We start from the raw sequence: 20,672 nt of genomic DNA, 5'->3' as shown, positions 1-20,672 counted from the left end.
AATAATATTTAGACGCTTCTACTTTCACGATGCTCTAGGAACCGCCATTTATGCGATCGCACACCTGGCGGTCTTCTGTACTAAGATTGACATTAGGATTATTGAAATAATCGCGCATCCAAAAGCAACCATGCTTTAATAAAGCATCGAGTTCTAATCCCTCTAAATTCCACAAAATCATCGTCGTATCATCGCTACCCGATGCCAAAGTCTTACCATCAGGGCTGAAACTAAGACTGCGAACCGCCGCAGTATGCCCCGGCAGAGTAGCGATCCAAGTGCCATCCGGTTTCCAGAATTTCAGCGTCTTATCGTCACCCGTCGAAGCTAATATTTTGCCATCCGGGCTAAAACTGATACTATTAGCTGCCACCCTATGCCCCGTCCACCTTTTGAGCAAAGTGCCATCTGTTTTCCAAACTTTAAGCGTGCCATCATTGCTAGCCGAGGCAAGAGTCTCACCATTTGGGCTGAAACTAACGCCATAAACCTGAGCCTCATGCTTCATAGTATTTAGCAAAGTTCCATCCATTTTCCACAGTTTGACGGTCTTATCAAGGCTTGCTGAAGCAATAGTTTTACTGTCAGGACTAAAACTAAGACTCATAACTGAACCGCTATGTTTAGAAAGAGTATTGAGCAAGGTACCATCTGGCTTCCAAAGCTTCACTGTGGTGTCATAACTTCCAGAGGCGATCGTTTGACCATCAGGGCTAAAACTAACGCTCACAACTTGAGCTTTATGACCAGAAAGCGTATTCAGCAACGTGCCATCTTGTTTCCAAAGTTTTACTTTGCTATCCAAACTACCAGAGGCGATCGTTTGACCGTCGGGGCTAAAACTGACGCTATAAACTGGTGCTTGATGCCCAGAAAGCGTTTTAAGTAAAGAGCCATCTCGTTTCCAAACTCCAGCCAATCCGTTAGCACTTGCCGAAGCCAATGTGTCATTTTTTGGGCTAAAACTAACACCCAAAACAATATCAGTCTGCTCCGTCAAAGTTTTACGTAAGCTATTATTTAACTTCCACAGTTCAATGCTATTATCAATGCCGGCAAAGGCAAGAGTTTGACCGTCGGGGCTAAAAGAAGGGCTCCGTCCAGTTAAAGTATTCAGCAAAGTACCATCGCGTTTCCAAATTTTAACAATATTGTCAGCACTTGATGAGGCGAGCAACTTACTGTCTGGGCTAAAACTAACCTTGAAAATATGAGTATTATGCTCAATAGTTTTAACTAAAGTGCCATCGGGTTTCCAGATTTTTACCGTCTTGTCTTGACTTGATGAAGCGATAACCTCACCATCCGGGCTAAAACTAACACTCATAACCGGCGCTTTATGACCAGAAAAACTTTTCAGTAAACTGCCATCGAGTTTCCAAAGCTTGACCGTTCCATCCGCACTGCCAGAAGCAATAGTCTGTCCGTCTAGACCAAAACTAACACTACTAATCGGCCCTTTATCCTGAATGTTTTTCAACAAAGTGCCATCGCGTTTCCAAAGCTTAATTGTTCCATCAGTGCCAGCCGAAGCAAACATCTGACCATACCGCCTAAAACTCACATTAATAACCTCCCCTTTATGCTGAGAAAGAGTATTAATCAAAGTGCCATCGGATTTCCAAATTTTAATCGTCCTGTCCGCACTAGCCGAGGCAATAATTTCTCCATCCGGGCTAAAACTAATGCTATAAACTTCGTTGGTATGTCCCGAAAGAATCCTGAGTAAAGTCCCATCTAATTTCCAAAGTTTAATCGTATTGTCTGCACTAGCAGAGGCAATGATTTGATTGTCAGGACTAAAACTGATGTTATAAATAGGAGCTTTGTGACCTTTCAAGCGATTGGATTCTCTGATGCGATAAATAACGGATTGCAGGGCTGACACAACCTCCTCCTGCGTGTTTGAAGAAACCCAAACTGCCTGTTTCATTATTTTTCTGGCTTTTAAAGCTTCTATCAAAGCATCTAATTCTCTATCGGAGCTAAAAAGTTGTTCAGCCGATAGCGCTAAGCTTCTGCTTTGGGCTTGTAGATTTTGATTCCATTGATAAAATAGAAATCCTAATGTCACAGCAAAGGCTGTAGAAATCAGGCTAATTTTGCGGCGGAGGTTGTTACGCCGGCGTCGGAGGCTGCGCTGTAAAAATTCTGCCTCTACTTCGTTAAACCAATTTTTATCGTATTTGAGATGTTCGTCTAATACGTTCAGATAAGGGTTGGTATCCCAGAGAAATTCTTCTTGTTTTTCTTGGCGGCGTTTTTGGAGGCTGGGTTTGCGCTTCCAGGCTTTAATCAAAGTTGCATTAACCTGGTCAAGAACGTTTTGACAAGAGAGGAGGCTGCTGTCTATAAAATTAACAATGGGTTCTATTTTTTCTTGAAAACTAAGTAGTTTTTCTTGGCTTTTCCACTCGATAGCTGCTGGAGTTAGCCGCCGTTGCAAAATTAAATTTTCCTGATTTTCTCGTTCCCATACTATTAGCTTTTGCCATCCTCGCATCAAGACATCGTGGGCCGGTTCAACATAGCCTTTGCCTTCGGTATCTCGCCCTTTTACTAATAGACGTGCGGCACAAAATTGCTCGATGGCTTTTTGGACTCGTTGATTTTCCGGTTCGGGATAAATTAATTCTTCATCTAATACCCGCCGCCGAGCTAATTCACCACCGCCTACAGCTACCATTCGCAGCATGATGTGGCGGATGGTTTTTGCATAAGCACGATCGCTTTTAAGTAATTCGTCATATTCCGCGTCTGCTCTTTGGGTGAGACTGCGTGTAACTCCGCCCAATTCTTCATAGTCTTCTTGAGTAATTGCCCGATTATTTCTTTTCCCTTCTCTGACGTTTTTAATATAGTTAAAATAAAGTTCGCTCAGGGTGAAAGAAAGTAAAGGTAGTGCTCCGGGCATTTGTGCGACTTCATCAATTAATTGCTCTACCAAGGTGGCCGGTTCAAAATACATTACCTTAGCAGCAGCAGGATCGACAATCGCTTGGCGTAATTCTTCCCGTGTCATGGCGGGAACAACAAATCGTGATTTTTTCCAATAGGGCTTTAATGCTGTATCTCTAAATTGAGGTTCAAAATCTGAACGTAAAGTTATGACGATTCGCAACCAATCAGGGAGAGTTTCTAAGGATTTTTCTAACCAGTTTAAAAATAATTCTTGTTCTTGGCTATCTTGGCTGAGAGTCACTACTTCTTCAAATTGGTCGATGACTAACAGCAATTTTGTGTGAGTAGTAAAATTTTTCCAGGCACTTAGTTTGTATAACAAGCTTTGCAAAGTTTCTCCTGCTTGCAAACTGGGAGAGCTAGTGCTGGCTTCTGGTAAGTCTTTGTCAGAAACCAACTCGTTAGAGATAAGTGATTCTGGTAAATTTTCGTTTTCTAGGGCAGAGTTTAAAGCACTGAAAGGAGACTCACCCGGACGAATAGGAGAGAGGATGCGGCAGTTGGGTTGAGTTTTTTTCAATTGGGGAAGTAATCCAGCTTTGACTAAGCTAGATTTCCCTGAACCTGATGCGCCTAGAACCACAGTTAAGGGATGTTCTGTGACGAATACAACTAATTTTTCAGTTAAAGCCTGTCGCCCAAAGAATTTGTCGCTATCTGCTTCTTCAAATGATTGTAATCCTTTGTAGGGATTGGTGTTTTCATTGAGTTTGGGAGCGGGGGGCAATTGATTAATGTCAAAACCAGGAAGAATAAAAATATATTCGCCCTTATCATGGTGTTTTAACTGTGCAAAACCAGGGGTTTGTTTAGCTGCTATTTTGCAGAATTCTGATTGTAAATAGGCATAGAGTTCGGTTGCGGTAATCACGCCATCTTTGGTAAGGTCTGCTTCTCCCTCAAGCGCCTTGAGTAAAAGTTCTGCAAAGGGAGAGTGATTAGAACTTTCGCTTCGCTGTCCAAACCGATACAGGGAGTCGGCGGCTTTTTCATCATGCGCTGCTGAGGTAATGACTTGCTGGGCGCAGCCTGATGTGTAGCGAGCGTACCGTTCGCGATATACTTTTTGCGATCGCACTGCCTCCCGATGAACTGCCGCCCAGCGAAAAGTCCCAGCAAAGCAGCAATCCAGGATAATTAACGAATGGCGGCATGGCAGTTGGATTAAGCTATCGTGCAATCGCTGCATCGACAGCCAAGTGTCGCTATCATCTCGTTCACCATCTTGAGGAATCAAAAAGCCAGCCGGGCCTTCTGCATTGTCGAGTCCATCTAAGGCGATGCCATGTCCGGCAAAGTAGAACAAAATGCGATCGTCCGCTGCAACTTGCACTTTATTGCCATCGGGAAAAACCAGTATTTTCTCGGCAAAGCCTGCCAAGAGCTCGCTGATATTAGACAGAGTGGCATCTGTATCTAACAGTAACAAAACTTGGTATTGATACTTTTCCTCGATCAGATGGGCAAGTTGTTGAGCATCATTGGCTGCTGTTTGCAAGGGGGGAATGTTGTTAAAATAGCGATCGATACCAATCACCACTGCCAGACTGCGTTTAATCTCCGACATTCTTTAATTCCCCCGACTAATTTATTTCAAGTTTCAGTTTAATTCTGGTAAAACTGTCAACCAAAAACTAATTGCTAGTTCTTTTAAACTGATAGAGTTCTTGTTCGTTTGACTGACTCGTTGATTTTTGATTCACTGGTTGTTGCACGGGAGAACGAGGCCAGAGACCAATTAAGCCAATAGCCGCTGCGATTAAAAACGCAACTAGCCAAATTCCTAAACCTGTTATCCTTGAATTATTTTCTGTTTGAACGTTTAGCGTACCCGATCCAAATGAATGTGCACGGGTGAGATTGTTCGAGGCTGGAGAAGAACTTTCTACGGGAGTTTTGGCAAGCTGTTGTGCAACAGGTAGATGGTTGACTGTATTTTTAACCACAGGCTGAGAATTCATACTCTCTGGCTCATCCTCTACTCTTGCCGCCGCCAAAGGCTTTACTAATAACGGGCTATTGCCATTTGGACTGAGGAAAAGAGCCGCTGCCAGAGCATCTAACCCAGCCTGATGTGTAAAGTAGCTAAGATGGTCGCACGCAGTATCCGGTAATAGGATTTTGGGGGCAGGAGAGCGGTTAGCACTGACATTTTTGATGCTCGTTAAAGCAACGGCAATATCATTAGGTTGACTGAAAAATGCCAATTCTACAACTCTGTCTTTAGTTTTACCAAAAAGGTTGGTCAATAACCGCTGTAAGGGATTTGATTCCTTGTCTGGTTGAAATTCTAGAGCTTTTGAAACAATTGAGCGATCGCCCGCAATAATTGTATAGGGAACCCCTGGGTCAGGATTTTCGGCAAGTTTTTTCAGAAAAGCAGAATCCGGTCGCATTTGCTCTAGCGAGTAATCATTTGCTTCTAAAAACTCCAGTAATTGAGCAACTATTTTGGTCGGCCAAATAATTTTTGAAAGTTGATTCAACCCTATCCCAAGCGCTGTGAAAACCCAATCCTGTACTGTAGGCCAAGGAGAACCCCCATTAGGTGTCCCTAACATCACCAAGTGCTGGACAACCTGATTCCCACCTTCTCGCTCAATAAACCAGCGAGAAACCAAGCCCCCCATTGAGTGAGCCACAATATGCAACTGCTTGCCGTGATTTCCTCCCAAACCAACTGCTTGCAATCTTTGACCTAATAAGCGGCTATTTTCCTCTATGGTTGTTTGGATATTCTCGTAGTCAAAAGTCAAAACTAAGTCATAAATTTCTGCAATCTGTCGCTGTTGTCCCTCCACTTCTACTAACGTCTGTCTGACACTAGGAACCATACTTTGCGTGTCCCCTATAATCCCGTGAATGTAGAGAATGATTCGCTGGGCTTTGGCAACTCTAGCTTTAACTTGCTCTGGATTTTTTTCGTAGCTGACATCACCTTTTTCGCTGACCTCTGCTACAGCTAAAATAGGATATTCATAAGGTCTTCCCAATTTTTGATGGGCGACTTTTTCAAAGAAAATTCTGATGGACCCGTGAAGGCTGCGACTGCTAACTGTTGGTTTGGGTAAGCGTTCCAGCGTAATCTCTGTTTTGCCATCTTCTGTTCTCGCCCCTCTTCCTAATGGCAAGAAAAATTCCCCATCATAAGCAAAAGGTAATATATGCTCATTTTCCGCTAATTCTTGATTGACCAACAAGTTGAGAGGGGTTGTTGGTGTCACCGCTTCATAATCTTCTACATCACTTAACTCCAAAGCACTTAACCCTGGATCAGTGCCTCGGCTGGTTGTAAATTGGAAAGATTCACTCACGCGATTTTGTTGCCGCAAAATCGCAGGTAAAATCAAATTCCCTAAATCTCGACTCGCTTGCGGTACAGTGGTGAGATTCACTTTCGCTTTTAAAGTTGGATGAGCTTGAACTTCGACGGCACCCTGTTGTAAGGCAGTGCTGCGATTAGCCTTAATTGGTTGAGCATCTTGAGGTCGGACAATTGTAATCGTGACTTCCTTTGTCATCCAATCATCATAATTTCCTTTTGCTCTCACGGCTTCGCGAGTATTAAGTTGTGCCATCAAGGTATTCAGAGTTCCCTCTGTTTCTCCAAGAGAACGAGTCAGTTTAGGCGGCGCTAGTCCATCTTGTTTTAGCAAGCTAGCATCAAATTCTGTGGTACATACAATTAGCTTGAGAATATCCTTATATTCAGTAATGCCTTGTTCAAAATATGCGTCTGGCACTTGAAATATAATATCATCAAAGCTGGTAATACTAGAGGGATTTTCTGAATTGTTGGCGGGGAGCAATATGCTGCTATCTCTGTCAAAAAATGGAGTGTCTACGGCAAAACTTTCGGAAAGAACGATTACATTACAAAACAACTTCTTGTCACTTTTATTAGTCAGCCTTATTTGGATGTTTGGCGCTTGCCACTCCCCATTGTCATAGGCGTAATCGACACGCATCTCAGATGAGGAGATGTTTCCGTCTCTATCCCCTGGCGAAGATTCTTGCTGACCGCAAAGCAGAATTATTTCCATTTCCACTTCGTCGGTTTTAATGCGGCTAGTCGCAGGAGTGGAGAGTTGTAAAATGTTATTCCAACGGGCAATATGTTCTAAACGATAAATCACCTGTAAAGCAATTTCATCTGTGTATTCCGACTGATTTGGTTCTTCGGGGATCGGAGCAACTAAAGGCCGGTTATTATCAGGCTGTAAAATCCAATACTGACCCTGACTGACTAACAGATGGTAATCTGCATCTTTAGCTTCATTTACCTGCTGCACATACAAGGAAGGTTTGTTGCCAATTGCTGCTTTTGACAGTGCTTCTTGCAGATTTTTGATGCCTTGGACTTCACTTTCATCGCCCTTAATGTAAATTTTCAACGCTGGCAACGGCAAACTTGTCACCACGGCCCAATAGCTCTCAGTTTCTGATAAGCTGTCTTGACCGTTAATAATTTCTACTTGGCTGCGTTGTGGCAATACCTGAGTTACTCGTGCTTCGCCTAAAGCTTCTGAAAGTTGGCGCAACTTTTCGGGACTGCTGCCATAGGGGAAAAATGCTAATCGAGTATCTCCCCCATTAGAGGGTTTAGGAATTCCGTGAATAGACCCTCCATCAATTACCCAATTCCGAAGGTTTTGACTGTGAGTTAAGGTGAAGTAGTGAGGCCGTTCTTTAATAGCACCGCCCAAGAAAGGTTGGTCTAAATCCTGCCTGTCGGTTGCTTCTACTTGCGGCGACTGTTCTTTGACTTTTCCGGTCACGAGAGCATTCATATTTCTCGCTAAATCTCGATAGGTTATGTTGCCATTGGTTCGCTGTAGTGTTTGCAGCAAAAAGTAAGAGAAAGCTCCTCTAGTTTCTCCATCCTCAGTTTTGTATTCTTTCGCCAGTTCGTAGTCTCTACAGGCCGAAAACAAAATGTGTTTTCCCTTGGGCAAAATGACACCTGTTGTCTTTTTTTCTGATTCTTTAGAAGTGCTTAATATTTCCTGGATTGCTGGTGCGTCTTCGGCAAAAATAAACGTGCTTAGGGGTCGCTCTCGCGAGTCTACTAAGGCGCGGCGCACTGTTGTTTCTGCGGGTAAGTCTCTGGTGCCCGAACCGGAGTGGCAGCAGTCAAGAATGACAACAATGCGGGGTTCTTTTAGGGCTATTTTGGATATGAGGTAGGCTAGTTCTTTATCAGCTAAGTCCCGACCATTTTCTGCACGGCTGTCATAGCACACTAAAGTTTCATCTAAGCGGTCTGCCTCTAATTCCCAAAATTCCTCTGGTGATTTCTCTTGAGCGCCATGACCGGAATAGTAAAATAAGACAACATCTTCGCTGTCAGCGTTGCACAAATGCTGCTGGAAACCGCTGATAATTGCCTGACGAGTGGCATCTTGATTGAGCAGTATCCAAGGTTGGTCTGTAGGCTCTATCAGTTTCCATTCGCTATCTTGAGTAATTCGCTCTCGCAGATAAGCTTCTATAGCTTTAATATCGTTAACACAACCTTTTAAGGGAGGGACGAGAGGATTAGATGCGGGAGAATAGTTGTCAATACCAACTAACAGCGCGTAAATTTTTTTTGCCATAACTGCCTTGTTTAATTAAAGTGTTTAAATTGGTTTTAATCGTTAATAGCTAATATTTTCTAGCTATTAACGATTCTAGGAAATGGAAAAATGACACCAACTCTCACGAGCGGGAAATAAAATGTACCCAAAACCTTCCATCGGGGGGGATGCAGGTATCTTTAATCATTCCGTAGGAGTAATGCAGGAATTTACCCTTTTCATCGTTTCCGTCGGGTTCATTGCGCTCGTATCCATCGGCGAACCATTCCCCATAAGGATCGTGAACAATGAAGCCTGTGCTGTCATAGCCAACGAAGACAACGATGTGACCTTCTGGATAAGTAAAATAGCCATGTACAACTGCTGGGTTTCCACTCGCTAACCAATCTGTAACTTGTTCAATGGTGGCCGTTTCACTGTAGTTATCTTTCGCTCCATAGTCGCGCACAATTTGAGCTAGATCGTAACCACTATGCCGGCTTAATCCTTGATCTAAGGCATAGTTGTAAAGCTCATCCTCAAACTGCCCCTCACTGTGCCGACGAGGAATCTTTAGATACTCCAAACACATCGCTATTGAAGTAACATTGCAAGAACCATCAGGGTTCATTTCATTATCTCTCTGAGATTTGTAAGGAACCGGCAATTTAACTTCATCGCGTTTTGGATAAATTCTGGTAGTGCCTTCAAAAACTTCGGCGTGTTCTCCAAAAATATATCCAGTCCAAGTATTCTCAACAGGAGTATCAGCTAAGGTGATTTTTAAATGACCGCGCTCAACTTCAAATGATGCAACTCTGAGGGTGACGCCGACTTTGAGATTGTGTTTTTCTGCCGGCAATAAAGCATCGGATTGCAACGGTTTATTTTTAAGGAGAGTATCTTGGATAATTTTAACCTGAATTGAGGGAACCCCTTCCGCTCCTCGCGTTGCTACTTTATCAACTTCGAGGAGTTCGGTAGCTGTTCGTTTTCCCAAAAATCCTGGTTCATAGCAGCGATTTAGTTTTTGGAAGCGTTTTAAAACAGCAATAGAAACAGGGCCAAAGATATCTTCTACTGTGGGAGAGAGTAGCCCTTGAGCGATCAGAAGCTCTTGGATTTCCAGGCTTAACTCTCGATCGGCTACTATTTTGCTGACATCGTATTTGATATTTGTCTCGACAAAATCTTGGAGATGCATTTTTTATGCCCCTTTATGCCTCGGGTTTCCTTGTTGCATAGACCGAAACAGATTTGGATTGGGAGAAACTTTTTGCTTAATCCTAAAAATCTGTGACAGCGTAGGTTTAATAGTAGGAGAATAATTCCCAAAAAGTTCCTAGCTTTTAGTTGAGTCTTAAATTAGCCAAAAGGCCAGCTCGCCACTGGCCGTAAGTACAGGACAGAACCTGTACTTTTGGCTAGGTGTCGTGCAAAACCACAGGCTGGCAAGGCTTTTCGGAGGGCGATCGATTGGGCGATTTGAGATTTGAGATTTGAGATTTTAGAATTGCTCCCACGGGCTGTAGCGATCGCACGTGATGAGTACGCTACGCTTTTTTCAAGGGTTCACGGCCTGTACCGGGGGCCTGTGCCCAAATTGCATTCCGTCAGCATAAAAAATCAAATACAAATAAACCCGGTTGCTGTCATCTACTCCAAACAGCCGATATAAAATGCAGCTAAATTCCACTTAAAACAAATTTTCACTATTTAGATAGATGTCGTATTTTTAGTTTTTTATCTACGCTGATTGTATCGAGTTATTAATAGAATTGCCGTGATTTTTCCCAACCCTAGTCCGTTTCCAGGCCCCCAGATTCCCAGTACCGAACCGGGGCTGCCGACTATACCCGCATCGCCACCAGTGCCGGGCCCCGTACCCGAACCGATTCCCGGCCTTGTACCGGAACCGGTACCTGCGCCAATTCCCCAGCCAATTCCCGAACCGGTGCCGGAAACTGTACCCTCTCCAATTCCTCAAACAGTGCCGGAACCTATTCCTCAGACAATCCCTGAACCGGTGTAAATTATGTTTTAGTCGATCGCGAAATTTAAGATTGTTTGTCAGGCCGATCGCAAAAACCGGCTTTCTCCCAAGTCCCCAATCTTTTTGTGGAATATCAGACTTGAAAAAACTCGGTTTTTGCGTAGATTATCGATTAATTGAAGTTGAGCGCAGTCTCTTTACAAAGGTCAACAGCAGACAAAGGAGTCGATTTGCCGTCCTCGTATTCGGCCAGGACATCAAAAACACAGCCCGCCTCCGAACCCTCGTAGTCAGCTCGATCCCACTCAAAACCTGCCTTTTCCCGATCGGGAATCGGGGCCTCTAGCTCGTTTTCTCCCCAAGTATCCTTATCGGGAGGAGACATATAGACGGCTGTCATCGTCTTGCCGCTGTTGTTAACCACCGAAACTTTGACCATCTGAGCGAAAACGCTAGCTGCTGTCAGCGCTAACAGGGGCAGCGACAGCCCCACAGCGATCGTTACTTTGCTTAACAAGTTGTTAAGCATTTAGCCATCTACCTCAAGTTAGATATTTATTCAAGCTTAGCTGTGGAAGTTAGAACACACGAGTCAGATATATTGCTGATACTTATGATATTTTGAAACAGTGATATGTTTCTAAATAGCTATGCTTACTGCCGGAATTGTCGGACTGCCTAATGTTGGCAAATCTACTTTGTTTAATGCTCTGGTTGCTAATGCCAAGGCGACTGCTGCTAATTTTCCTTTCTGTACGATCGAGCCAAATACGGGTATCGTGGCAGTGCCAGACGAACGGTTGAAGGTGCTGAGCAATATTTGCAATTCCGCGCAAACTGTGCCGACGCGGATGGAATTTGTGGATATTGCGGGTTTAGTAAAGGGGGCGAGTCAGGGAGAAGGACTGGGAAATCAGTTTTTGTCTCACATCCGGGCTGTGGATGCGATCGTCCACGTTGTCCGCTGTTTTGACAATGACGATATTATTCACGTTGCGGGTTCTGTCGATCCCCAGCGAGATATTGACATTATCAATCTCGAATTAATTCTAGCAGACTTAGCTCAAATTGAACGCAGGCTCGATCGCACTCGCAAGCTAGCCCGCAACAATAAGGAAGCTCAGGCCGAAGTGGATGTACTCGAAAAATTAGTCGCCGTTTTGAATGCGGGGAAACCAGCGCGGCAGTACAATTTCACAGAGGAAGAAGCTGAATTAGTTAAAGGTTTGGAATTACTGACCAACAAACCAATTATCTATGCTGCTAACGTGTCTGATGACGATTTAGCAACGGGAAATAACTATGTCGAACAAGTGCGGGAAGTAGCAGAAGCAGAAAAGGCTAAGGTTGTCATAGTTTCGGCGCAAGTTGAGTCAGAATTGGTGGAGTTATCCGAGGAAGAACGAACGGATTTCCTAGAATCTCTGGGGGTAAAAGAAGGTGGCTTGAAATCTCTGATTCGAGCTACTTATGAATTATTGGGTTTGCGGACTTATTTTACTAGCGGCCCGAAGGAAACTCGCGCTTGGACAATTATCGCGGGAATGTTAGCACCGCAAGCTGCAGGGGTTATTCACTCGGATTTTGAACGGGGTTTCATCCGGGCCGAAACTGTAGCATATGAAGATTTGGTTGCTACGGGCGCGATGAATGCGGCTAAGGAAAAAGGCTTAGTTCGCAGTGAAGGAAAAGAGTATGTTGTACAAGAGGGGGATGTGCTGTTGTTCCGATTTAATGTTTAGCTTTTTTAAGGAGATGGCCGCATGAAAATCGACATCTTTTCGCTGGCAATTGCTTGGCTGGTTACTTCAGTGAGCTTTTTTATAATTTCCAAGCTGCCCATCGGGGTAGATATTGACAGTTTTGGAAAAGCGATGATTTCGGCGGCGGTTTTTGGATTGCTGAATGCTTTTGTGCGGCCTATTTTTGTTGGAAATGTTGAACCCTTTGCGTTGCCAACTTATAGCTTGTTTGCGATTGTTATCAACGCTGCTATGTTTGGATTGGCGGCTTGGCTAGTCGAAGGATTTCGGTTGCGGTGGGGAATTTGGAGTGCAATGCTTGGGGCGATCGCCCTCGGTTTTATTAACTCTCTTCTCTATGACGTGTTGGATAAGCTGCCAAATGTACGGTAGATAAAGGTAACGCGCGGGCGGAAGGAAGGGGCGGGTTTATTCATCCTGTTAGTTATCGCCAATATTTCAGGTGAAACCCGCCCCGACGGCAAATATTTTAGGTTTAATTCCCCCATATCAGGTATTTATTTTTTGGTATGGGTTGAGTTATTAGCCTTCACAGTAGTCGATAAATTTGTCGGGAACTAGGCGCAATTCGCCCGATCGAAAGCGATCGATCGGCATCCAAAATGCAGTATGTTCCCCATCTCCGTCTGCAAAATCCAGACTCTCCAATTCATAAAATTTGGAAGCGACAAAATCGCACTGGTATAGTTGTATTAATTCATGTCCGGCTTTGCCATTATAAACAAAGAAGTTTTCCAAACAAGCCAAATATTTGATATTTGTTAACTCGGCTTGAATTTCTTCTTGAAACTCTCTTCGCAAAGCGTCGATGCTGTGTTCTCCAAATTCTATGCCACCGCCCAAAGCGCGGTAGAATGTTTCTTGTTTTACCGGATCTTCGCATTCGGACACGAAGATGCGATCGCCAGATCGAATCAATCCTAAAACAATGACCCGAATTTTACCTTGCATAATATAGCCATCAGTCATTAGTCATCAGTCATTAGTTATCAGTTAACTGGTTCCTAGGCTCTGCCTAGGAATCAATGTCCAGAGGCTCTGCCTCGCTTTCGGAGCAGCTTTCATAGGAGGCAGAGCCTCCGGATATGTGTTACCAGGCAGAGCCTAGTAACGAGTAGAATCCGCCCCTAATGAGTAATCACTAATGACTAATTATCAGCAGCAAAACCCTCTCTGCTCCTCCTATTTTCAATTGGCCAGTCTATATTTTCACCGCCGATAATTAGTTTTTCAATCGTTACGAATTCTTTACTGAGTTGCTGGAAAACATTAATCAAAACGTCGAGCCCAATTGCATCGCTAGTACCTAAATCAAACCAGCAGCGAGCCCAAGAACCTTGATACTCCATTTCTCCCATATTGTGCATCAAAGCCATCATGCTTTGGTCGGCTAGATTAACATCGTAATTCATATCACTGATGTCTAAGCCTTCATCTTGAACTTGCAAATTTTCCGCATTAAATCCTCCCAGTTTTCCCAAGAAAAACCAAGAGTCAAACACTTCTTCAACATACTGTTTTTCACCGTTTGAAGGCACGTTGCTGAACTTCAGCCAAATCCAGAGGTCAAAGGGGTTAAACTCGCGAAACTCTACTTGCATCAATTTTATCAAAGAAAGGGAATGGAATTGCAGGAATTGGATTGCAGGAGAGAGGAAAAGTGGGAGATAGGGAGACAGGGAAAAGTTTCCTCCTGACTCCTGACTTCTGACTTTCCCTCTGACTCTTTTTATAGTGGTGGTAAGGCCGCCGGCCCCCAGACTCCATCTGCATCTCTGATTTTATCGCGCATCGGGTCGCAGTCGCGAGATTTGCTGTCGAGACGGTTCCGGGTTCTGCACTGCTGAAAGAAGATTTCGGCTACTAAACTGCGCGGCAGTTGGTCGGGTTTTGCTAAGGCTGCCTCGAAGTTTTTGCGGGCTTCCTCAAGTAAGGTTTTGTTGCTGTCTTTTCCCTGGGATTGGGAAAACAAGATTTGTGCTTTTAGATAGAGAACTTCTGGATTGTTGGGCGTTTCTGCTAGGGATTTGTTGGCAAACTCTAAAGCGCGATCGTACTTTTTCAAGTCTCGATAGCCTACTGCCATGCCGCGATAAGCTAAGTAGCGGGGAGAGGCTTTTTGTTCGAGTCTTTGAATTGCTTCGTTGGGGTTGGAAAAGGGCAGGTTTGTGGCTAGCATTAAGTCCATGTAGCCTTTGATCAGGTTTAGTTCTGGGTCGTTGGGCGCTATTTTGTCGGCGGCCTCTAGGTATTGAAATACTACTCGCAATTTACTCAAAGCTTGGGGTGCGCCTTTGGCTGTTCCTTCTTTGGCTATAATGTTCGCCCCTTCTAGAAAGTGACCGGCTGCTGTGTAAATATTGCCGCGCAAGGGATTAGTTTTAGTCAAGTTTTCGCCGACTTCGCGGGTTTTTTGCGCGTAGGAATTCATCGAGTTGAAGTCTTTTTCGATGTAGGATAGGGATGCGGCCATCGCATAGGCTAGCGGCTCGTTTGGTTCGGCTGATAGTGCTTGTTGAACTTGAGTTTTTGCTTGTTTGTAGTTTCCTTGCTGAAACATTGTTTTGAAAGCGGTTTCGGTGTTGGGCCCGATCGCCTGCTGGTTGCTGCTGCGAAAGGGATCGCCCGCTACTGCTGAGTTAATGCAGATGCTGAGGGCGATCGCTCCTGCACAGGCGATCGCCCGCACTGTCTGTTTAGAACTTAACATTTGCTTGCCCACCGATGCTAAAGGGGTTTTCGTCATCGTCAATTCTCTCAATGTAATATACTCTAAACTAGAAACAAGAGAGTTAAATTCTCAGACTATCGGGCCGCGGTCAAAAAAAGAGTGAAATTTGCTTGATTTTTTCTAGCTGTTGCGGTATATTTTAATAATGGGAGTGTGACTTTAAGTATATAGACGCACAGATTTCCATTATTAAAATATACCATCAAAAAACTCAAAAAGCAAACACCAATCCTGAAAAAAAAAGGAAATTTTTTGTTAAGATTTATGTAAAATAATTGTGGGCGAGCGGCCCCAGCCAAAAACAGCCTTAACTGTCAATAGCACAACCCGAAGTTCCCCGATCCAACAATAACTATTTTTCTGATTGTTGACAGTTGACTGTTGAGTGTTAACAACTGCCAACTACCAACTGCCAACTAACAACTGCCAACTAACAACTGCCAACTAACAACTGCCGTTAATGCTTTATCTAAAAAACTTAGTATATCATCCTACCGCCTGTCCGAATCCTATTCTGAAAAATATTAACTTAGAACTGCCATCGCAGCAAATGGGGCTGATTGTGGGTCGCAGCGGTTCAGGCAAAAGTACGCTATTAGAAATATTAGCAGGTTTAGCCGAAAAAACTAGCGGCGACATCCGTTGGCGGGAACAAGAATTAACACCAGAACACTTGCAACAGCTAGGAGGGTTAGTGTTTCAGTTTCCAGAAAGGCATTTTTGCGGTGGCACAATTTTAGAAGAATTGCGGTTGGGGCATCCTGAATTGGGACAAGAACAAATTAACTCAGCAATGGCAGAAGTGGGGCTCGGACATTTGCCGCTGCGCGCTTCCCCTCACGCTTTAAGCGGCGGACAACAGCGCAGGGTAGCCCTGGCAGTGCAGCTAATTCGGCAGCCGCATTTGCTACTTTTGGACGAACCGACGGCGGGTTTGGATTGGTCGATGCGACGGCAGTTGGTAAGCTTGTTGAGTAAGTTGAAAAGTCACTGGACTTTGTTGATTGTTACTCACGATGCTAGCGATTTGTTGAGCGTTGCTGACCGATTTTGGACTCTAAACCACGGGGATTTGCAGGAGGTCGATCGGGCTAAATTAGAAGCTAAGGAAACAAGTTGCGTTTGATTTTTATGGCGTTTCCAATGGTTTCCCGGCGAATAGAATTCGCGTCTAAATCAATTGGCAGCGAATAAAATTCGCGTCTACACAAACAAAGTCCGCCTGCGCGGACTGAAGAAATTATCGGCGAATAAAATTCGCGACTACACAAACAAAGTCCGCCTGCGCGGACTCAAAGAAAAGAGTGGAAATAGAATCTGATGAATGAGATTAAAATGTCTGTGTTGCCCCAGATGAACGAGTTGTGGCAAAAAACGCTGAATTGGCAGCCGGATGAGTCGCAGCAACAACAATTTCAGCGGCTTTACGAGTTAATTGTCGAGGGAAATCGCTCCTTGAATTTAACTCGAATTACTGAGCCGATGGAGTTTTGGGAAAAACATTTGTGGGATTCTCTGCGGGGAATTGCGAGACTGCTGCCAGCTAATCACAATTCGGCGGAAAATCCAGAATTGGCCGCCGAGTCGGTGCAGAAAGCGATCGATATCGGGACAGGAGGGGGTTTTCCTGGTCTGCCAATTGCGATCGCCCTGCCGCAACTATCAGTTACTTTGCTCGATTCTACGCGCAAGAAAATTACTTTTTTGGAAACAATTGTGCCGTCTTTAGGGATAGAAAATGCGGCGACTTTGTTGGGCAGAGCCGATGAAATTGCCAGAGCGCCACAGCACAAACAAGCTTACGATTTAGCCGTTCTCCGAGCAGTGGGAGCCGCTCCTCTCTGCGCTAAATGCGCGCTGCCTCTGCTGAAAAATGGCGGTTTGGCTGTACTTTACCGTGGAAATTGGACGGTGGAGGAAGAGACGGAGTTGCAAAGGGCGATCGAGCATTTGGGTGGCACAGTTGAGTCAGTAGAAGCATTCACAACGCCGACGAGTCAGGGTGCGCGGCACTGCGTTTACTTGCGGAAAGTTGTACAGCAGTTCGAGCGTCCCGTGCGCTAGTAGGGACACGGCACTGCCCGTTAGTGTCAACTTAATGTCAAAAGTAGTATTAGTATAGCGTCTACCGATTAGGTCCCGATCCCCCCTAACCCCCCTTAATAAGGGGGGGACAAGAAATATTCTCAAAGTCAACCCCTACTCCCCCTTATTAAGGGGGATTTAGGGGGATCGAGACTGGGCTAAAAGCGAGATTTCTCAGGGGTTTCAGTCTTAAGTTGACACGAAGAAGGGCACGGCGCCGTCTGCTTTATTTCATCTAATTGAAAACTACCCGATCGCCTTTTCGTAGCGCTTGTTAATTTCCGCCCAATTAACAACATTCCACCAAGCTTTTAAGTAGTCGGCGCGCAAATTTTGGTATTTGAGATAATAAGCGTGTTCCCAAACATCGTTACCCATAATTGGATAATTTCCCTGCATGAAAGGAGTGTCTTGATTGGGAGTAGTTGCAATCTCAAGTTTGCCGGCTTTTGTGCGGACTAGCCAAACCCAACCACTGCCAAAACGCTTTGTACCTGCATCATTGAATTTTTCTTTAAAAGCGTCAAAACTGCCGAAAGTTTGCTTAATTGCTGTGGCAATTTCCCCTGTGGGTTCGCCACCACCATTGGGACTCATGATTTTCCAATACATATTGTGATTTAAGTGTGCGCCGCCGTTATTGCGAACAGCCGTGCGAATATCTTCCGGCACTTTACTCAAGTCTCGCAGCATATTTTCCGCACTCACGTTTTTTAGTTGCGGGTATTTGCTGATAGCCTCGTTGAGGTTTTTAATGTAAGCGGCGTGGTGTTTGTCGTGGTGAAATTGCATTGTCCGCGCATCGATGTGCGGTTCTAAAGCATTGTATTCGTAGGGCAGAGGTGGCAGTGTAAAAGGCCCCGGAGTTTGGGCTATTTTTGGGCTTTCTGCAGTTGGACTTGGTTGCGTTAAATTATTCCCTGATGCTTGGCAAGCACCTCCGGTAATAGCTCCGACGCTGGCAGTCAGCAAATACAAGAAATCTCGGCGTTTGAGAGTCATAAAAAGTACCTAAGTGAATTATTAACTGTTTTATCTCAGATTGAAGCAAAATGGGAGTGAGTTGAGAAAAAAAGTTGTATCGCCCGAATGGATGAGACGGATGGGCGATGGTTGTGAGAGTTTCTCAAGTCTACGCTAATGGTGTGTGCGTAAGTAAATCTCGCGTGCTCCGGCTAACCAACCCGGTTTCTCTGTCGAAACCGGGTTTTTTTGCGATTATTCTTGGGACAAACGCTGGATGGCTTCGCCTCCAAAAAGCCGATCGGCTGCTTGGAGAATACCGGGAATTTTAGCAGCGTGGGGACTGTGGGCTAGGCAGCGGCGCAAGTCTAATTCATGGAGGCGATGGCGTTCCGCCCCGCAAGCTACGGCTTTTTGGCCGGGGAACCAGTGGCCCGCATTACCTAAAAGGTTGTAGCGCATCTTGCAATAGTCGATCGTATCGTAAGCCTGCGCCAAATTCCACAGCCACAGAATCACATAAATATTAATACCTCCGGGAGTATTTTCGATAGTTGGTAAACCGACGTGCCAAGTCTTAAACCAATCTTCTCCTAATTTATCAATTGCTGCTTTTTCTAATTTTTCTAATATCGGTGGCAATATTTCATCGGCTCTATCTAACAATTCTACAGTTTTCAGATGCTCGTTAAAATCTTCAGGTTTTGCTGCGCCCAAACTCAAAGTGTGTACTTGCGGATGCGACAAACAAAACAAATCATTAAACACCATCGGACTCAACGGAGAACACAAGTCTACCAATTTTTGCGGCGGGCTGTAAAGTTGACCGCCTTTGTCGGAAGGACTGATAATAAAAACGCCCATATCGTGACGTTTAGCAGCTTCAATAGCTGGCCAATTACTTTGATTGATGTAGTACCAGTGCAAGTTAAGATAATCAAATTGATTAGTTTCAATTGTTTTGACAATCACATCCGTCGGGCCGTGAGTGGAAAAACCAATAAACCTAACTTTCCCTTCTGCTTGCAACTTTCTCGCCACATCCATGCAGCCGCCCGGACGCATAGAATCCTCTAGCAATTCCCACGTATTAATGCCGTGCAGCGACAGTAAATCCACGTATTCTAGTTGCAAATAAGCTAAGGATTTATCAAAGTCTTCGCGGAAGTCTTGCGAGTGTGGTTTGGGGCTAACTTTCGTTTGCACTATCAACTTTTCGCGGGGAAATTTCGGGAAAATCCACCCCAGTTGCATTTCGGAAGTGCCGTAACCGCGAGCTGTTTCTATGTGATTTATGCCACATTCAATCGAGTAGCTAATCGTCGCTTCTAGATTTTGTTGATTGTCTGAGGGAATTTCATTGGCTGGCACGTCTTGCCATTTATACTGATATCTCATGCCACCGCAGGAAAAGACGGGCATGGATAATTCTGTGCGACCGAATCTGCGATATTGCATCATAAACAGTTGACAGTTGACAGTTGACAGTTGACAGTTGACAGTTGACAGTTGACAGATGAATCGCGTGGTTTTTAGGATGGAGATTTATAAACCACCCTAAAAATATTCCTCCGTCATACAGGAGTTTAAACCCCTGAATTTTGACAATCAAAGTCAAGGTAAGCCCAAGTGCATTTAAATTGTATAGTCAAATTTAAGAAAAGTCTTGTGGGGAGTAGGGGTTGGACCAGAAAGCCCGCCCTAAAAATACAATTTAGATGCCCTACAGCTTAACTCCCATATTGCAGCATTCTCCTGAACAGGCAAGATGCCTGTTCCACAAAGAGTTTTTGACCGCCAGTGGGCAGTTTTGACTATTTAGAAATCTCCCGTACTACGGGTTTTCCGTCTTGGATTTCCCCGACTAAAACCAAATCGGTACAGTCTACAAACAAACCATTTTCTAACACACCGGGAATGTTATTCAAGCTTTTTTCCATTTCTCCGGGGTTGGCAATGTCATCAAATTTGACATCTATTACCATATTACCTTGATCGGTAATTACGGGGCCTGCTTTTTTCACACCCATGCGGAGTTCGGGTTGGCCACCCAATTTTTCAATGGCGCGCATCACTGGTGTTAATGCCATCGGTATAACTTCGATGGGCACGCGAAAAGTCGAACCCAATTTATCTACGATTTTGGAACTGTCAACTACTACAATAAATTGAGTGGCGAGGTAATCGACTACTTTTTCGCGGGTGTGGGCTGCGCCGCCACCTTTAATTAAGTTGAGGTGGGGATCTACTTCATCAGCGCCGTCAATAGCCACATCAATTCTGTCAATTTCATCTAGTGTTGTCAGGGGTACTCCGTACTGTTTGGCTAACACTTCTGATTGAAAAGATGTCGGAACTCCTTTGATGTCTTTGAGTTGACCGGATTTTATGCGATCGCCCAATGCTTGAATAGTATAAGCTGTAGTTGACCCGGTGCCGAGTCCGACAATCATACCAGATTTTACGCGATCGGCTGCAGCAAAGCCGACTTGCTGTTTCATCAATTTTACGGGATCTTGTTCTGTGGTCATGTTCGGTACTCCTTAATAGTTTTAAGATTATACCATTTATTATGGATTTATTTAACCGCAGAGAGCGCAGAGAACGCAGAGAGGAAG

Annotated in this window: 15 protein-coding genes; 5 read left to right on the top strand and 10 right to left on the bottom strand. The window is 44.5% G+C overall.

The window, feature by feature from the left end; all coding sequences use genetic code 11:
* Positions 1 to 34: 34 nt before the first annotated feature.
* The 3 genes from QT990_RS12370 to QT990_RS12360 all read right to left on the bottom strand — a co-directional run bounded on the left by QT990_RS12370 (position 35) and on the right by QT990_RS12360 (position 9,723).
* Complete coding sequence (locus QT990_RS12370; protein WP_333465292.1) at positions 35 to 4,528, bottom strand: nSTAND1 domain-containing NTPase; 4,494 nt, start codon at positions 4,526 to 4,528, stop codon at positions 35 to 37.
* A 67-nt stretch (positions 4,529 to 4,595) separates the two neighbouring features.
* The gene (locus QT990_RS12365) at positions 4,596 to 8,558 is read right to left on the bottom strand and encodes a caspase family protein (protein WP_333140326.1); all 3,963 of its coding nucleotides are present in this window, start codon (positions 8,556 to 8,558) and stop codon (positions 4,596 to 4,598) included.
* Between the two features lie 103 nt (positions 8,559 to 8,661).
* Positions 8,662 to 9,723: a C39 family peptidase gene (locus QT990_RS12360; protein WP_333140324.1), complete on the bottom strand. Its 1,062-nt coding sequence runs from the start codon at positions 9,721 to 9,723 to the stop codon at positions 8,662 to 8,664.
* A gap of 579 nt (positions 9,724 to 10,302) precedes the next feature.
* Between QT990_RS12360 and QT990_RS12355 the strand changes: the two genes are divergently transcribed.
* Positions 10,303 to 10,551 carry a gamma-aminobutyric acid A receptor, epsilon-like protein gene (locus tag QT990_RS12355; RefSeq protein ID WP_332979482.1) on the top strand — a complete coding sequence of 83 codons (249 nt, stop codon included), beginning with the start codon at positions 10,303 to 10,305 and terminating at the stop codon, positions 10,549 to 10,551.
* A gap of 133 nt (positions 10,552 to 10,684) precedes the next feature.
* Here the strand turns inward: QT990_RS12355 and QT990_RS12350 are convergent, their stop codons facing one another.
* Positions 10,685 to 11,041 carry a hypothetical protein gene (locus QT990_RS12350; RefSeq protein WP_333410924.1) on the bottom strand — a complete coding sequence of 119 codons (357 nt, stop codon included), beginning with the start codon at positions 11,039 to 11,041 and terminating at the stop codon, positions 10,685 to 10,687.
* Between the two features lie 121 nt (positions 11,042 to 11,162).
* Here QT990_RS12350 and ychF point away from each other — a divergent pair, with 121 nt between their 5' ends.
* Together ychF and QT990_RS12340 are read left to right on the top strand one after the other, a co-directional pair.
* A complete protein-coding gene (ychF, locus tag QT990_RS12345; protein WP_333410925.1) occupies positions 11,163 to 12,254 on the top strand; it encodes a redox-regulated ATPase YchF in 1,092 nt (363 codons plus the stop codon).
* A gap of 27 nt (positions 12,255 to 12,281) precedes the next feature.
* Positions 12,282 to 12,647: a phage holin family protein gene (locus QT990_RS12340; RefSeq protein WP_333288002.1), complete on the top strand. Its 366-nt coding sequence runs from the start codon at positions 12,282 to 12,284 to the stop codon at positions 12,645 to 12,647.
* 150 nt (positions 12,648 to 12,797) lie between these two features.
* Here QT990_RS12340 and QT990_RS12335 read toward each other — a convergent pair whose 3' ends face one another.
* The 3 genes from QT990_RS12335 to QT990_RS12325 all read right to left on the bottom strand — a co-directional run bounded on the left by QT990_RS12335 (position 12,798) and on the right by QT990_RS12325 (position 15,021).
* Complete coding sequence (locus QT990_RS12335; protein WP_333410926.1) at positions 12,798 to 13,244, bottom strand: NUDIX hydrolase; 447 nt, start codon at positions 13,242 to 13,244, stop codon at positions 12,798 to 12,800.
* A 179-nt stretch (positions 13,245 to 13,423) separates the two neighbouring features.
* Positions 13,424 to 13,876 (bottom strand): DUF3531 family protein, encoded by a 453-nt coding sequence (locus QT990_RS12330; RefSeq protein ID WP_190659407.1) that lies wholly within the window; start codon positions 13,874 to 13,876, stop codon positions 13,424 to 13,426.
* 128 nt (positions 13,877 to 14,004) lie between these two features.
* Complete coding sequence (locus QT990_RS12325; RefSeq protein WP_333465291.1) at positions 14,005 to 15,021, bottom strand: Sll0314/Alr1548 family TPR repeat-containing protein; 1,017 nt, start codon at positions 15,019 to 15,021, stop codon at positions 14,005 to 14,007.
* A 445-nt stretch (positions 15,022 to 15,466) separates the two neighbouring features.
* On the opposite strand from QT990_RS12325, the gene QT990_RS12320 reads away from it, so the two are divergent.
* Both QT990_RS12320 and rsmG read left to right on the top strand, forming a co-directional pair.
* Complete coding sequence (locus QT990_RS12320) at positions 15,467 to 16,132, top strand: energy-coupling factor ABC transporter ATP-binding protein (protein ID WP_333140315.1); 666 nt, start codon at positions 15,467 to 15,469, stop codon at positions 16,130 to 16,132.
* A gap of 194 nt (positions 16,133 to 16,326) precedes the next feature.
* Positions 16,327 to 17,070: a 16S rRNA (guanine(527)-N(7))-methyltransferase RsmG gene (gene rsmG / locus QT990_RS12315; RefSeq protein ID WP_333465290.1), complete on the top strand. Its 744-nt coding sequence runs from the start codon at positions 16,327 to 16,329 to the stop codon at positions 17,068 to 17,070.
* Positions 17,071 to 17,337: 267 nt separating this feature from the next.
* Here the strand turns inward: rsmG and QT990_RS12310 are convergent, their stop codons facing one another.
* The 3 genes from QT990_RS12310 to rpiA form a co-directional block, all read right to left on the bottom strand.
* Positions 17,338 to 18,093, bottom strand: coding sequence for a Fe-Mn family superoxide dismutase (locus QT990_RS12310; RefSeq protein ID WP_333465289.1), 756 nt, complete (start codon positions 18,091 to 18,093; stop codon positions 17,338 to 17,340).
* 216 nt (positions 18,094 to 18,309) lie between these two features.
* Positions 18,310 to 19,515, bottom strand: a complete 1,206-nt coding sequence (locus QT990_RS12305) for an aldo/keto reductase (protein WP_333305168.1) — start codon at positions 19,513 to 19,515, stop codon at positions 18,310 to 18,312.
* A 353-nt stretch (positions 19,516 to 19,868) separates the two neighbouring features.
* Entirely contained in the window at positions 19,869 to 20,585 is a 717-nt protein-coding gene (rpiA, locus tag QT990_RS12300) for a ribose-5-phosphate isomerase RpiA (protein ID WP_333140306.1), read from the bottom strand.
* Between the last annotated feature and the right edge of the window lie 87 nt (positions 20,586 to 20,672).

The organism is Microcoleus sp. T3_B1, from assembly GCF_036700445.1.
Classification (GTDB): Bacteria; Cyanobacteriota; Cyanobacteriia; order Cyanobacteriales; family Microcoleaceae; genus Microcoleus.
The sequence above is the reverse complement of the archived record's forward strand: the minus strand, read 5'-3'. Positions and strand labels throughout refer to the sequence as shown.

Excerpts from the sequence above, each read along its gene's own strand:
- ychF (WP_333410925.1), top strand. The coding sequence starts at position 11,163 with ATGCTTACTGCCGGAATTGTCGGACTGCCTAATGTTGGCAAATCTACT.
- QT990_RS12310 (WP_333465289.1), bottom strand. The coding sequence starts at position 18,093 with ATGACTCTCAAACGCCGAGATTTCTTGTATTTGCTGACTGCCAGCGTC.
- QT990_RS12320 (WP_333140315.1), top strand. The coding sequence starts at position 15,467 with ATGCTTTATCTAAAAAACTTAGTATATCATCCTACCGCCTGTCCGAAT.
- QT990_RS12370 (WP_333465292.1), bottom strand. The coding sequence starts at position 4,528 with ATGTCGGAGATTAAACGCAGTCTGGCAGTGGTGATTGGTATCGATCGC.
- QT990_RS12325 (WP_333465291.1), bottom strand. The coding sequence starts at position 15,021 with ATGACGAAAACCCCTTTAGCATCGGTGGGCAAGCAAATGTTAAGTTCT.
- QT990_RS12330 (WP_190659407.1), bottom strand. The coding sequence starts at position 13,876 with ATGCAAGTAGAGTTTCGCGAGTTTAACCCCTTTGACCTCTGGATTTGG.
- QT990_RS12335 (WP_333410926.1), bottom strand. The coding sequence starts at position 13,244 with ATGACTGATGGCTATATTATGCAAGGTAAAATTCGGGTCATTGTTTTA.
- QT990_RS12365 (WP_333140326.1), bottom strand. The coding sequence starts at position 8,558 with ATGGCAAAAAAAATTTACGCGCTGTTAGTTGGTATTGACAACTATTCT.
- QT990_RS12305 (WP_333305168.1), bottom strand. The coding sequence starts at position 19,515 with ATGATGCAATATCGCAGATTCGGTCGCACAGAATTATCCATGCCCGTC.
- QT990_RS12350 (WP_333410924.1), bottom strand. The coding sequence starts at position 11,041 with ATGCTTAACAACTTGTTAAGCAAAGTAACGATCGCTGTGGGGCTGTCG.
- rsmG (WP_333465290.1), top strand. The coding sequence starts at position 16,327 with ATGAATGAGATTAAAATGTCTGTGTTGCCCCAGATGAACGAGTTGTGG.
- QT990_RS12360 (WP_333140324.1), bottom strand. The coding sequence starts at position 9,723 with ATGCATCTCCAAGATTTTGTCGAGACAAATATCAAATACGATGTCAGC.
- rpiA (WP_333140306.1), bottom strand. The coding sequence starts at position 20,585 with ATGACCACAGAACAAGATCCCGTAAAATTGATGAAACAGCAAGTCGGC.